The organism is Halorubrum sp. CGM5_25_10-8B (assembly GCF_005435095.1).
GTDB classification, from domain to species: domain Archaea; phylum Halobacteriota; class Halobacteria; order Halobacteriales; family Haloferacaceae; genus Halorubrum; species Halorubrum ezzemoulense.
This window is the reverse complement of the sequence record NZ_SGTY01000003.1, coordinates 170,407-182,866: the sequence shown is the minus strand read 5'-3', so window position 1 is coordinate 182,866 and position 12,460 is coordinate 170,407. Positions and strand designations below refer to the sequence as shown.

Here is a 12,460-nt window from a genome sequence, read left to right as displayed (position 1 = left end):
GGTTATTTGTCGGTTCACCGCAGGTACGGGCATGGCAGCCACAGAGGCGGACGCCGAACCGACCAAGGTGCTGGAGTTCGGCCTGGGCGACGGGACGTACTGTCTGGACATCGGCGTCATCGACGAGATCGTCGACGCCGGCGAGCTCACGCGGATCCCCAACTCGCCGGACCACGTCGAGGGCGTCATGGACCTCCGCGGCCGGACGACGACGATCGTCGACCCGAAGACGCTGTTCGACATCGACGAGGCCGGTCCGCGGGAGCGGATCGTCGTCTTCGACGACGACGAGATCGACGAGGGCGGCACGGTCGGCTGGATGGTCGATGAGGTGTTCCAGGTTCGCGACGTCTCGCCCGAGGACGTCGATCAGAGCACTACCGTCGAGGACGAGGGCGTCCGCGGTATCGTCAAGTCGGACGACCGGTTTGTCGTGTGGGTCTCGCCGGACGTCGACGAGGCCATCGCAGGCGACCTCGACGACGTCGAGGCCGCGGAAGCGTAGCCGAGAGGGCGGAGCGAGCGCCGGGCGACCGCGTCGGCGACCCCGTCGGCGTCCGCCGGCGATCGGTTCTCACGGGTGAGAACCGGGTGCCAACGCTTATCAGCCGTCCAACGGGTCCCTACGTATGCGCGTCTCAAGCGGCGTCCCGGGGTTCGACGACCTCGTCGACGGCGGGTTCCCCGAGGACCGCCTCTACGTTGTCAGCGGCCCGCCCGGGAGCGGGAAAACGACGTTTTGCTCACAGTTCGCGGCCCAAGGCGCTCGGAACGGCGAGGACGTCCTCTACATCAGCATGCACGAGACGAAGGACGGGATCCGCGAGGACATGAGCGGCTACGACTTCGGGTTCGACCGCGCGCTCGACTCCGACCGCGTCACCTTCCTCGACTCCTTCTCGTCGGACGGCCGGCGCTTCTTCGGGCTCCCCGGCGACCGCCGCGACCGCTCGGGGGTCACCAACCGGCTCACCGGGTTCATCAACTCCCGCGACATCGACCGCGTCGTCTTCGACTCGACGATGCTGCTGCGGTTCCTCTTAGACGACGACGAGGACACGATGATCCAGCTGCTCTCCTCGCTGAAGCGAACGGACGCGACGACGCTTCTGATCTCCGAGATGACCGACCCGAGCGCGTACTCCGAGGAGCACTACCTCGCGCACGGCGTCGTCTTCATGCACAACTACCTCGAAGACGAGGGGATGCGCCGCGGGGTCCAGGTGCTGAAGATGCGGGGAACGGACGTCGACACCGACATCCAAGACGTGGAGTTCACCGACGGCGGGCTCCGCGTCGGCCCGGCGGCGACGGTGACGCACTGATGTACGACCGCACGTTCGGCACGGAGTGGGACGACCTCTCCCGCGAGGAGGCGGTCGAGCGCGCCTTCGCGCTGGGCGTCGCGGCCGGCGTCGACAACCCCCGCCCGGAGGAGCTCGACCGCGTGCTGGAGACGTTCTCGGGGAGCTACGACCGGAGCATCGTCGAACTGGCGTACGACGAGGGGCGAACGAAGGCGCTGGAGGCGAAAGCGGAGCGGGACGACCCGGAGGACGAGGCTGTCTGGTCGTCGCTCGTCGACGGCGCCGGCGCACCGCGCGAGTCTCCGGTGCCGGCCGCGCTCCCGGGGGCGATACGTGAACTGACACTCACCGACGGGCCGCGGGAGGGCCCGCCCTCGTCGCTCGACCTCCCCTCCATGCTTCGAAAGTGATCCCTCGGAAGGGTTTTACCCGACACACTCTCACGTCCACAAAATGACTGTGCTTCCCGACGCTGTCCGCGGTGCCGACAGCGTCCTCATCAGCGGTCCGCCGATGAGCGGGAAGTACGACCTGTTCAACCGGCTGCTCGCGGGGTGGTCCACGGGCCCGGTCGTGATCTCGACGGGACGGACCGCGGAGAAGGTCCGCGAGGACTACGAGGAGCTGACGGGGGCGGACGGCGACGACGTGGTCGTCATCGACTGCGTCACCCACGAGCAGGGCGACAAGCGCGAGGACACGCCGGCGACGAAGTACGTCGCCAGCGCCGGCAACCTCACCGACATCGGGATCAAGTTCACCGACATCGTCGAGTCCTCCGTGGGCCGCGACCGCGCAGTCGGCGTCTACTCGCTGTCCCAGCTGTTGATGTACTGGGAGCCAGAGCGTATCTACCGGTTCACCCGGGTAATGACCTCGCAGACCTCCGGCGAGGGGTGGCCGTTCGTCGGGGTCGTCGGCTCGACCGCCCACGACGAACAGGTCGTTCACACCCTCCACGAGCCGTTCGAGGTCGTCGTCGAGACCCGCGTCGACGACGACGCGCGGGAGTTCCGCGTCCGTGGCCGGGTCGGCCAGCCGTCGGACTGGGAGCCCTTCTGAGCCGGGAGCCGCACCGTGGCCCGAGATCTCCGCGGCTCGCGTCGAACCGGCCTCACCCCACCAGTTCGAACTCCGCGCCGATCGGGGGCGCGTCGACGAGCCCCCAGTAGACGAACCGGTAGGTGCCGTCGCCCAGCGGCGGGCAGACCTCCAAGTCGACGCCGTCGACCGCGTCGGCGATCGCCGACTCGGTCAACGTGATGTCCCAGGAGTACGCCGAACTCGTGTCGAGCGACGCCTCGGTCCGGGGGAGTTCGACCGCCTCGCCCGAGGTGGAGCCGCGGATGTCGAGCCACCCCTCCCCCGTCTCGCGCTGGAGCGAGTAGGCGGATTCGCCGAGCGTGGCGGCGGGAGCGTCGCCGGTGTTCCGGAGGACGAGCCGGAGCGACTGGCCGTACGTCTCGGTCGCTCCCTCCGTGGAGAGCTCAACGGTCGTCTCGTCCGTCTCGACGAGGGTCTCGGTGACCGACGCCTCGAACGGCTGACCGAGGCGGACGAACCCGTCGTCGTCGCAGGTCAGCGTCGCCGGCGTTCCCTCCGGGCCCTGCGGTCCGTCGCCCGCCGCGAAGTCGAGACAGCCCGCCGTCGCGACGGACAGGGCGAGCGCGCTCCCGGCGAGCGCGTCGCGTCGCGTGTGGTCCATACGGGTCGAACGAACGCCACCGGCATGAACCGCACGCGTCGTCGCGGGAACGACCGCGGATGTCGGTCGAGCGACACGCGACCGGCCGAGCGGTTCGGAACCGCTTTCCCCTCGGCCGGCGGATGGCCCCGCATGGAGCTGTTCGGATCGAGTGGCATCCGCGGGGTCGCGCTGCGGTACCTCACGCCCGCGCTCGTCCTCGACATCGCGAAGGCGGCCGGAACGGTGTGGGACGCCGACCGCGTCGCCGTCGCGCGCGACACGCGGACCACCGGCGAGCTGTTCGCGAACGCGGCCGCGAGCGGCCTCGCCGCGGTCGGCTGCGACGTCGACCGCCTCGGCGTCGTGCCCACGCCCGCGGTCGGGAACTACTGCGAGGCCGACGGGGTCCCCGCGGTCCTCGTCACCGCCTCGCACAACCCGCCGGAGTTCAACGGCATCAAGCTGGTGGGCGCCGACGGCGTCGAGCTCTCCGTCGACGTGTTAGAGCGCATCGAGCGGCGCGTCCTCGACGACGAGTACGACCACGCCGACTGGCGGTCGGCCGGCGCGACGACGCCGATCGATGGCGCCGTCGACGACTACGCCGACCAACTGACCGCCGCGGTCGACCGCGAGGCGGTCGCGGACGCCGACCTCACGGTCGCGGTCGACCCCGGTCACGGCGCGGCCTCGGTCGCGTCCCCCCGGATCTACCGCGAACTCGGCTGCGAGGTGTTGACGGTGAACGCGACGCCGGACGGCCACTTCCCCGGCCGCGACTCCGAGCCGGTCCCCGAGAACCTCGCGGACCTCTCGCGGCTGGTCGCGACCTCCGACGCCGACGTGGGGATCGCGCACGACGGCGACGCAGACCGTGCCGTCTTCGTCGACGAGCGGGGGCGGTTCGTCGACGGCGACACCTCCTTCGCGGCGCTGGCGGACGCCTGTCTCGAACCGGGCGACGCAGTCGTTAGCGCGGTCAACGTCTCCCAGCGGCTCGTCGACGTCTGCGCCGCCAACGACGCCGACCTCGAACTGACGCCCATCGGCGCGACGAACATCATCACCCGGACGCGCGACCTCCACGACGAGGGGGTCAACGTCCCCATCGCGGGCGAGGGGAACGGCGGGCTGTTCTTCCCGCCGTACCGGCTCTCGCGGGACGGGGCGTACATCGGCGCGCGCTTCCTCGAACTGCTCGCGGCCGCGGACGGCGCGCCCGTCAGCGAGGTCGTCGCGCCGTACACCGACTACCACTTCGTGCGGGAGAACGTCGAGTACGCGGACGACGACGAGCGCGACGAGATGCTCTCGGCCGCCCGCGCCTACGTCGAGACCGCCGACGCGGAGCCGAACACGACGGACGGCTATCGGCTCGACTACGGCGACGCGTGGGTGCTGGTCCGCCCCTCGGGCACCGAGCCGAAGATCCGGATCTACGCCGAGTCCGCCGACGCCGACCGCGCCGAGCGGCTGGCGGCGGACATGCGCGTCGCCGTCGAGAGCGGGCGGTAGCGCAGGCTATTTGATAATCGAAACTGCGGTGGCGCGTGCCTGCGAGCGGCCGCCACCGGCGGCCGCGAGACAGCACGCGCGAGGGACGCGGCGACCGGAGCGAAGCGGAGGGAGCCGCGAGGTTGGGGAGGCGTGAGGCGCGGTCGCGGGGCTTTGGCGGTGATTGCCGGCGATCCGCAGTCGATTACTCATAAACGGTCGGCCGAGACTCTGGTGGGGCTCGCCGCCGATCTACCGGGATCAGGTTGTTAACCGACAGCCGAGACCTCGACCGCGGCCGCGACACGGAGACGTGTCTATAAGTAGCGTCAGTCCAGCGCCGCCAGCGCCTCGGCCGCCTCGCGGGCCGCTTCGAGGTGGTCGCGGGCGCGCCGCGGGTCGTCCGTCTCCTCGGCGGCACGGGCGAACCGCGTCAGCGTCCGGGTCAGCGACGCGCGGGCGGCGCCGACGCCCTCGGCGTCGTCCGTCAACTGAGGCGGGGTGGGTCGCCCGGACTCGGGCGGTCGGGAGTCGGGCCGCCGCGGCTCGGGCCGCTGGGAGTCGGACTGCTGCGGCGGCGCTGACCCCTGCGGCGGCGCCGATCCCTGTGACTGCACGGCAGCCGAGCGGGAGGGCCGCGGCCCCGCGCTCTCGGTCGCACCGGACTCGGTCGTGGCGGAATCGGTCACACCGGAGTCGGCACCCACCGAGCCGTTCTCGGCGACGCCGTCCGCCGCGCCGGCGTCCACGTCCGGCGGGGCTCCCGTCGCCTCGGTGCCTCCCGCCGCGTCCGGCTCCGCCGCGGTCCCGGTCGCCTCGTTCGCCCCCGCCGCGCCGCCGGCCTCGTTCCCGCAGGTGGGACAGAACTCGCGACCGTCGTGACGGAAGATGGGGTCGCCGCACTCCTCGCAGTGGCGGTTCGTCATCGTCGCGCCCTTCAGGAGGAGCTCGGACATCCGCTGGGTGTGCTCGCGCTTCTGCTCGTCGTCCGCGAACTTCTCGCGGAGCTTCTCGCGTTCCGCCTCCTTGTCGAAGTCGTCGCTCATGGGCTGACGAACGTGGTTCGCGGGCAAAAGTCCGGTGGGCTCGGGACGAGCCGTGGCGGGAGCCGACGGGCGCCGTCGGCCCGCGGGCTCACTCCTCGGTGACCGTCCGGTCGTCGGGGTCGAGCTCGCCGCGGTGGATCTTCGCGCCGTCCTGCGCGACCTGTCGCCCCAGCACCGCGCACTTCACGCGCATCGGCGAGATGTCGACGCCGAGCATCTCGGTGACGTCGTCGGTGTCGAGCCCGTCGAGTTCGTCGACGTTCATCCCGTGGAGCCGCTCCGAGAGCATGCTCGCGGAGGCCATCGAGATGGCGCACCCGTCGCCCGTGAACCGCACCGCCTCGATCGTCTGCTCCTCGTCGTCGAGGTCCACGTCCATCCGGATCGTGTCGCCACAGGAGGGGTTCTCGCCGACGTGCGTGAAGTCCGGATCCTCGAGTTCCCCGTAGTTTCGCGGGTTCTTGTAGTGGTCGAGGATCTGCTGTCGGTACATGTCCGAGCCCAGTCCCATACTGGCGCACAGTACGCCGCTCCGGCTCAAAAGGGTTCCGTCGAGCGCGATCGTTTATAAATGGGTGAGAGCCAAACGACGAGTGAGTACGGAAAGTGCGGTGGCGCGCACCTGCGAGCGGCCGTCAGCGGCGGCCGCGAAGCCAGCACGCGCGAGGGAGGCGGCGGGCCGGCGCGGCGGCGCCCGCGCCGGTGCGTCCGCCGAGGCTGGGGAGGTGTGAGGTGCGGGGCCGAGCGGTACGGGGTGGCACTCTAAGGGGCAGTCGTGAGGCGGGCAAAGGCGGTGTACGTACCACAGCGACAGAGTGGAGCGACTGAGCGAGGAACGCAACGAGCGTGCGCCCGGCTCGCGACTGGGGCTTCAGTGGTGTCCGTCGGCGACCCCCGGAACGAGTCCGGACCGACACATCAGCCTCGGTCAGGCCGCGTGCTCGTCGACCCACGCCGTCAGGTCGTCGCCCGAAATGAACCCGTCGGCGCGCCGCGCGACCGGCTCGCCGTCGACGAAGAGGACGAACAGCGGGACGCTCCGCACGTCGAACCGCTCGACCAGCGGCGGGTCATCGCGGGGATTCACCAGGCCGACCGCCAAGTCGGCCTCGGCGCCGCGGGCCACGTTCCCGATCACCGGCTCCATGCTGGCACAGATGCCGCAGCCGTCGGTGTAAAACTCCACGAGCGCGGCGTCCGCGTCGGCGACGAAGGCGTCGAGAGCGTCCTCGTCCGCGAGCGAAACGGGCCGGTCGGTGCCGGACGATCCGGAGGAGGGCGCCTCGGAGGCGTTCGAGGCAGTATTGGATTCCATACGCATTATTGGGCGTCGACGGTGATAACTGCTTCCGTCGACGCGGTCGACGTCGGAGAGAAGAGCGCGAGGGCGCGTCGGCGGGAATGACCGGCGTCGCTACGCCGGTTCGTCGGGCTCGGCCTCGGTCCGCCACCCGCCCTTCAGCGTGACGTACCAGACGGAGGCCCCGGCGAGGACGAAGACGGCCCCCATGTACGGGATGATCGGCAGCTCGACACCGACGAAGTCGAGCACGGTCCGGAGCTCGTAGACGATCACGCCGAAGATCGCGAGCGTCACGAGCAGCCCGCCGCGAGAGATGTCGACGCTCATCGGACCACCTCAATGAGCGAGGCCGAGAGGTCGGCGACGGCGCCGAACAGCGGGGCGGCCGCGTCCGCCAGCGCGTCGAACAGCGGCGCGAGCCACACCGGATAGGTGCCGACGCCCGGTCCGAGCAGTCCGCCGCGGTTGATGATCGCCGCGATCGGCAGCGCGTACGCGAGGACGACGAGCGTGAGCGCGATGCCGACCCACAGGCGGAGGTTATCGAGCACCTGCGGCGCGTCCTCCGCGCCGGAGACCGGACTGGGGAGCGGCTCCGCGAGCCCGGACACCTTCGGGTTCCCCATCGTCAACACGAGGTTCCCGAGGAAGAGGATCGTCGAGACGAAGAGCAGGGTCCCGCCGATCGCGATCTGGATGTTGAGCTCCTCGAAGCCGCCGAACATCGTCGGGTAGTCGAAGCCGGAGTACTCCGGCTCGGCGGTGCGTCGCGGGACGCCGAGGAGCCCCTGCGCGTGCATCGCGTTCGACATCAGCGCCATGCCGATGAACCAGAGGACGACCTGGAACAGCCCGATCTGGCTGCTGTAGATCGGCTTGTTGCTGATCTGCGGCCAGATCCAGTAGGTCCCGGCCATCATCGTCAGCGCGACCGCGGTCCCGACGGTGAGGTGGAAGTGACCCGGCACCCACAGCGTGTTGTGGATGAGGTAGTTGATGTTCATCCCGGCGTTGACCATGCCCGAGAAGCCGCCGGCCGCGAACATCAGGCCGGCAAGCATCATGCCGGTGAACTCCGGCTTGCGCCACGGGAGGTTCGTGAGCCAGCCTAACAGCCCGGTGCCGCCGCGCTGACGGGCGCCGTACTCGACGCTCGCGACGACCGTGAACGCGGTGAGCAGGCTGGGCAACAGCAGGAACATCGTGTTCGTCATCGAGATGAACTTGAACCCCTCGGCGATCCCCGGGTCGAGGTACTGGTGGTGGATCCCGACCGGCGTCGAGAGGAGGACGAACAGCACGAACACGACCCGGGCCAGCGGGTCGCTGAAGAGGCGGCCGCCGGCGATCTTCGGCAGGACGGTGTACCAGAGCATGTACGCCGGCATGAGCCAGAAGTAGACGACCGGGTGGCCGAAGAACCAGAACAGCGTCCGGGTGAGCGTCGGGTTCACCTGGTCGATGAAGCCGAGCGACCACGGGAGCAGGAACAGCAGGACGGAGGCGGCGACGGCGGACGAGGCGATGTACCACATCGTCATCGTCGTCAGCACCATGAACGTCTGGAGCGGGATCCGCTCGTCGGGGTGCTCGCGCCGCCACGCGAGGAACGTCCGGAACCAGTCGGCGCCCGCGATCCACGTCCCGACGATGAACACGGTGAGCCCGGCGTAGAACAGCGGGTGCGCCTGAAGCGGCGCGTAGAACGTGTACAGCACGTCCGCGCTCATGTCGATGGAATCGACGAACCCGGCGAGGATCGAGATCCCCGTGAGCGTCATGCCGGTCGCCATCAGCCCGTACCACGTCCACGTGATCTTGATGTTCAGGAGCGGCCGGTCCAGACTGCGCGTCAGCGCCCAGGTGAACAGCCCGACGAGGAAGAATATCGTGAAGCTGATCACCATGAACACGCCGTGCGCGGTGAGGACGGTGTAGTAGTCGGTCGAGGGGATGATCCGCGCGACGTCGGTCCGGTGGAGCGTCTGGATGATCCCGAAGATCGCGCCGAGCAACAGGGCGAAGAAGGAGCTCAGGAAGGCCGCGCGGACGACCCTCGCCTCGTCCGGGAACTTGTCGACGAACGTCTGTTCGGACTCGATGGCGGTGCTCATTCTGAGTCACCTCCGCGGCTCTCGAACTCCGACTGGCTCACGACGTTGATCTTTCCTTCCATGACGTGGTGACCGGCGCCGCAGTACTCGTTACAGACGAGCCCGTACTCCGTCGGCTCCTCGGTCTCGACCGTGATCTCCGAGACCTCGCCGGGGACGGCCATCGTGTTCGCACTCGTGCCGACGACCTCGAAGCCGTGTATCACGTCGCGAGAGGTGACGTGTAACGTCACGGTGCTGTTCGCCGGCACGACGATCGGAGACGGTTCGAAGCCGAACTGGTAGGCGACGATGTACGCCTCGTACTCGTTTTCGCCCACCTGCTCGACGCGGGGCTCGGAGAACCGCTCGTCCTCGTCGAGCGCCGCGGCGTCGACCGTCGACTGCGAGTCGGCGACCATCGCCACGCCGGGACCGACCGCGCCGTAGGTCACGGTGCCGATGAGCGCGAGAATCAGGACGATCGACAGCGCGAGCCAGAGCTTCTCGTAGGCGTGAATGTGCACGTGTGATCACCCCACCACGACGAGGTCCCGGCCGAGGAACTCTACGAAGTAGATGTACACCCACGCGAGTACCAAGATTGCGAAGTAAATTCCGATGAGCGTGAGCGTGCCGATCGGGTCGAAATCCTCTCCCTCGCCGCCGACATCGTCAGTCGGAGCGTTTGCTGCCTCACTTTGGCCCATAGGCGACTTTGACAGTAGAGAGCCATATAAGATCTACCCGTTCTCGCACCCTGAAAACACGGGTGTTATATATTTCCGGCGAGCGCATGGTTACGGCATGGACTTCTCGATCCAACAGGCCGTACTCCTCGTCCTCGGCGGACTCGTCCCCGCGATGGTGTTCATCGCCGATCGGGCGGAGTTCGTCGTGGCGGTGACGCTGGTGAACGTCCTGCTCATCTGGGGGAGCCTCCGGATCGCGACCGGCGGGGCCCTCCCGGGGTTCGCCGGCGACTCGGCCGACTCCGAGCACGCGTAATCGATCACGAACCGCGGGACCCGCCGCCCCCGGTCCGCGGACCGCCCCACCGACCGCGAACGGACCACCAATGACAGGCTGTACGCTCTGTGACCTCCCGACTGGGGACGACCCGCACACCGCGCCCGACGTCGACGGCGAGTTCTGCTGCCGGGGCTGTCTGACGGTCGCGCGGTCGCTGGACGACGTTGAGGACCTCGACGACCTCGACGAGCAGCGGCCGGACGCGACGCCGGGCGACGAGTTCGACGGCGAGACGACGTTCCTCCACGTCGACGGGATGCACTGCGCCACCTGCGAGTCGTTCCTCGAGATGACGGCCGGCGAGCAGGAGGGGGTCGCGGCCGCCGAGGCGAGCTACGCCACGGACACGATCCGGGTCGACTACGACCCCGACGCCGTGAGCGCCGAGGAGCTTCCCGGGCGGCTCTCGGTCGCGGGCTACTCGGCGAGCGACCGCGCGGACCCGGACGCGGAGGACGACGACGCGGTCGTGCGATTCCTGATCGGCGGCGGGTTCTTCGGCATGATGGCGATGCTGTGGTACGTCCTCTTCCTGTATCCGACCTACTTCGGGTACGAGCCGATACTCGACTTAGGCGGCGTCTCCGGGACGTACCTGTTCGCGCAGATCTGGGTGTTCGCCTCCATCGTCCTGTTTTACACCGGCTACCCGATCCTGCGGGGCGCGTACGTGAGCCTCCGGGCCCGGCAGCCGAACATGGACCTGTTGGTGTCGCTCGCGGCCGCGAGCTCGTACGTCTACAGCACGCTCGCGCTGTTCGTCGGCCGGACCGACCTCTACTTCGACGTGACCATCGCCGTCATCCTGGTCGTCACCGCCGGCAACCACTACGAGTCGATCATCAAGCGGCGGGCGACCGGCATGCTCGCCGACCTGACGACGACCGAGGACCGGACGGTGCGGACCGAGGCGGGCGAGACCGTCGCCGCCGACGCGGTCGACCCCGGCGACCGGCTGCTCGTGCGCCCCGGCGAGCGCGTGCCCTTCGACGGGACCGTCGCCGAGGGAACGGCCGCTGTCGACGAGGCGCTCGTCACCGGCGAGTCCCTCCCCGCCACGAAACGCGAGGGCGACGCGGTCCGGGGCGGGACCGTCGTCACCGACTCGCCGGTCGTCGTCAAGGTCGGCGAGGACGCGGCGAACACCCTCGACACCCTCGTGCGGCTGCTGTGGGAGATCCAGAGCTCGCGGTCCGGCGTCCAGCGGCTCGTCGACCGCTTGGCGACGGTGTTCGTCCCCCTCGTCGTCGCGGTCGCGACCGTCGGCGCCGCCGCGACGCTGGCGCTCGGGTCGGCGCCGATCGAGGCCGCGCTCGTCGGGCTGACGGTGCTCATCGTCTCGTGTCCGTGTGCGCTCGGCCTGGCGACGCCGCTCGCGGTCGCCGCCGGGATCCGCGACGCCGCGAACGGCGGCATCGTCGTCGTCTCCGACGCCGTCTTCGAGTCGGCGAGCGACGTCGACACCGTCGTCCTCGACAAGACCGGGACGCTCACCGACGGCGAGATGCGGCTGCTCGACGCGACGGCCGCGGCGGGGACGCCGGTCGACCGCCTGCGAGACCGCGCCGCCGCCGTCGAGCGCGCCTCGGTCCACCCGGTCGCCGAGGCGATCGTCTCCGGAGTGCTGGGGGACTCGGAGGGGCGAACGGTTGAGCGGCCGGCGACCGACGGCGGCGCGGCGACCGCGGCGGACTCGACCGCCGACGGCGTCGGCGAGACCGACGACGCGCCCGCCCCGAGCGGCCCGTCAGCGACGGACGTGGACGTCTTCGACCGCGGGGTCGCGGGGCGCGTCGACGGCGACGAGGTCGTCGTCGGCCACCCCGGCCTGTTCGACGAGCGCGGCTGGCCGATACCGGACGCGCTCCGCGAGGCGGGAGCGACCGCCCGCGACCGCGGGAACGTGCCCGTCTACGTCGGCTGGGAGGGTCGCGGCCGCGGCGTCCTGACGGTCGGCGACGAGGTGCGCGACGGGTGGGAGTCGGTGGTCGCCGACCTCGACGCGGACGGCCGTCGGGTGGTGGTGCTCACCGGCGACGCGCCCGCGGCCGCGAGGCGGTTCGCGGAGCACCCCGCGATCGACGAGGTGTTCGCCGAGGTGCCGCCGGAGGCGAAGGCCGAGACGGTCCGGCGGCTCGGCACCGACGGCTCGGTCGCGATGGTCGGCGACGGGAGCAACGACGCGCCGGCGCTCGCCGCGGCCGACCTCGGGGTCTCGATCGCCTCCGGCACCGACCTCGCCGCGGACGCGGCCGACGCCGTCCTCCTGGAGGACCGGCTCTCGGCGGTCCCCGAACTGTTCGCCGTCACGCGCGGGACGAACCGACGGCTGAAACAGAACCTCGGCTGGGCGTTCGTCTACAACGCGGTCGCGATCCCGTTGGCGTTATCCGGCGTCCTCAACCCGCTGCTGGCCGCGCTCGCGATGGCGTCGAGCAGCATCCTCGTCGTGACCAACTCCGCGCGTGCGGTGTTCGACCCCGACTGAGTCCGGCGTG

Annotated in this window: 16 protein-coding genes; 8 read left to right on the top strand and 8 right to left on the bottom strand. The window is 70.0% G+C overall.

The window, feature by feature from the left end; all coding sequences use genetic code 11:
- Window positions 1-31 precede the first annotated feature (31 nt).
- The 4 genes from EXE51_RS04045 to EXE51_RS04030 all read left to right on the top strand — a co-directional run bounded on the left by EXE51_RS04045 (window position 32) and on the right by EXE51_RS04030 (window position 2,369).
- The gene (locus tag EXE51_RS04045) at window positions 32-505 is read left to right on the top strand and encodes a chemotaxis protein CheW (RefSeq protein ID WP_049930396.1); all 474 of its coding nucleotides are present in this window, start codon (window positions 32-34) and stop codon (window positions 503-505) included.
- 124 nt (window positions 506-629) lie between these two features.
- A complete protein-coding gene (locus EXE51_RS04040; protein ID WP_049930394.1) occupies window positions 630-1,325 on the top strand; it encodes an ATPase domain-containing protein in 696 nt (231 codons plus the stop codon).
- The gene (locus EXE51_RS04035) at window positions 1,325-1,717 is read left to right on the top strand and encodes a hypothetical protein (protein ID WP_049930392.1); all 393 of its coding nucleotides are present in this window, start codon (window positions 1,325-1,327) and stop codon (window positions 1,715-1,717) included. The genes EXE51_RS04040 and EXE51_RS04035 overlap by 1 nt, the downstream gene beginning before the upstream one ends.
- A 43-nt stretch (window positions 1,718-1,760) precedes the next feature.
- Entirely contained in the window at window positions 1,761-2,369 is a 609-nt protein-coding gene (locus EXE51_RS04030) for a hypothetical protein (protein WP_086215825.1), read from the top strand.
- Between the two features lie 52 nt (window positions 2,370-2,421).
- Here the strand turns inward: EXE51_RS04030 and EXE51_RS04025 are convergent, their stop codons facing one another.
- Complete coding sequence (locus EXE51_RS04025; RefSeq protein WP_094580668.1) at window positions 2,422-3,012, bottom strand: hypothetical protein; 591 nt, start codon at window positions 3,010-3,012, stop codon at window positions 2,422-2,424.
- A 132-nt stretch (window positions 3,013-3,144) separates the two neighbouring features.
- Here EXE51_RS04025 and glmM point away from each other — a divergent pair, with 132 nt between their 5' ends.
- Window positions 3,145-4,509 (top strand): phosphoglucosamine mutase, encoded by a 1,365-nt coding sequence (glmM, locus tag EXE51_RS04020; protein ID WP_049930388.1) that lies wholly within the window; start codon window positions 3,145-3,147, stop codon window positions 4,507-4,509.
- Between the two features lie 308 nt (window positions 4,510-4,817).
- Here the strand turns inward: glmM and EXE51_RS04015 are convergent, their stop codons facing one another.
- Both EXE51_RS04015 and sufU read right to left on the bottom strand, forming a co-directional pair.
- Entirely contained in the window at window positions 4,818-5,534 is a 717-nt protein-coding gene (locus EXE51_RS04015; protein ID WP_086215827.1) for an Sjogren's syndrome/scleroderma autoantigen 1 family protein, read from the bottom strand.
- 88 nt (window positions 5,535-5,622) lie between these two features.
- Complete coding sequence (gene sufU, locus EXE51_RS04010; protein ID WP_049930385.1) at window positions 5,623-6,045, bottom strand: Fe-S cluster assembly sulfur transfer protein SufU; 423 nt, start codon at window positions 6,043-6,045, stop codon at window positions 5,623-5,625.
- Between the two features lie 82 nt (window positions 6,046-6,127).
- On the opposite strand from sufU, the gene EXE51_RS17475 reads away from it, so the two are divergent.
- Entirely contained in the window at window positions 6,128-6,265 is a 138-nt protein-coding gene (locus EXE51_RS17475) for a hypothetical protein (protein WP_158093601.1), read from the top strand.
- Between the two features lie 197 nt (window positions 6,266-6,462).
- On the opposite strand, the gene EXE51_RS04005 is transcribed toward EXE51_RS17475, so the two are convergent.
- The 5 genes from EXE51_RS04005 to EXE51_RS17680 form a co-directional block, all read right to left on the bottom strand.
- Window positions 6,463-6,849, bottom strand: coding sequence for a co-chaperone YbbN (locus EXE51_RS04005; protein WP_049930383.1), 387 nt, complete (start codon window positions 6,847-6,849; stop codon window positions 6,463-6,465).
- Between the two features lie 99 nt (window positions 6,850-6,948).
- Window positions 6,949-7,164 carry a CbaC protein gene (locus tag EXE51_RS04000; RefSeq protein ID WP_137692062.1) on the bottom strand — a complete coding sequence of 72 codons (216 nt, stop codon included), beginning with the start codon at window positions 7,162-7,164 and terminating at the stop codon, window positions 6,949-6,951.
- Entirely contained in the window at window positions 7,161-8,951 is a 1,791-nt protein-coding gene (locus tag EXE51_RS03995; RefSeq protein WP_086215828.1) for a b(o/a)3-type cytochrome-c oxidase subunit 1, read from the bottom strand. Before EXE51_RS03995 ends, EXE51_RS04000 begins: the two co-directional genes overlap by 4 nt.
- Window positions 8,948-9,457 carry a cytochrome c oxidase subunit II gene (locus EXE51_RS03990; protein WP_007345352.1) on the bottom strand — a complete coding sequence of 170 codons (510 nt, stop codon included), beginning with the start codon at window positions 9,455-9,457 and terminating at the stop codon, window positions 8,948-8,950. Before EXE51_RS03990 ends, EXE51_RS03995 begins: the two co-directional genes overlap by 4 nt.
- Before the next feature lie 6 nt (window positions 9,458-9,463).
- A complete protein-coding gene (locus EXE51_RS17680) occupies window positions 9,464-9,640 on the bottom strand; it encodes a hypothetical protein (protein ID WP_007345353.1) in 177 nt (58 codons plus the stop codon).
- A gap of 97 nt (window positions 9,641-9,737) precedes the next feature.
- On the opposite strand from EXE51_RS17680, the gene EXE51_RS03985 reads away from it, so the two are divergent.
- Both EXE51_RS03985 and EXE51_RS03980 read left to right on the top strand, forming a co-directional pair.
- A complete protein-coding gene (locus tag EXE51_RS03985) occupies window positions 9,738-9,938 on the top strand; it encodes a hypothetical protein (protein ID WP_049930378.1) in 201 nt (66 codons plus the stop codon).
- Between the two features lie 70 nt (window positions 9,939-10,008).
- Window positions 10,009-12,450 carry a cation-translocating P-type ATPase gene (locus EXE51_RS03980; RefSeq protein ID WP_137692061.1) on the top strand — a complete coding sequence of 814 codons (2,442 nt, stop codon included), beginning with the start codon at window positions 10,009-10,011 and terminating at the stop codon, window positions 12,448-12,450.
- The last annotated feature ends 10 nt before the right edge of the window (window positions 12,451-12,460 follow it).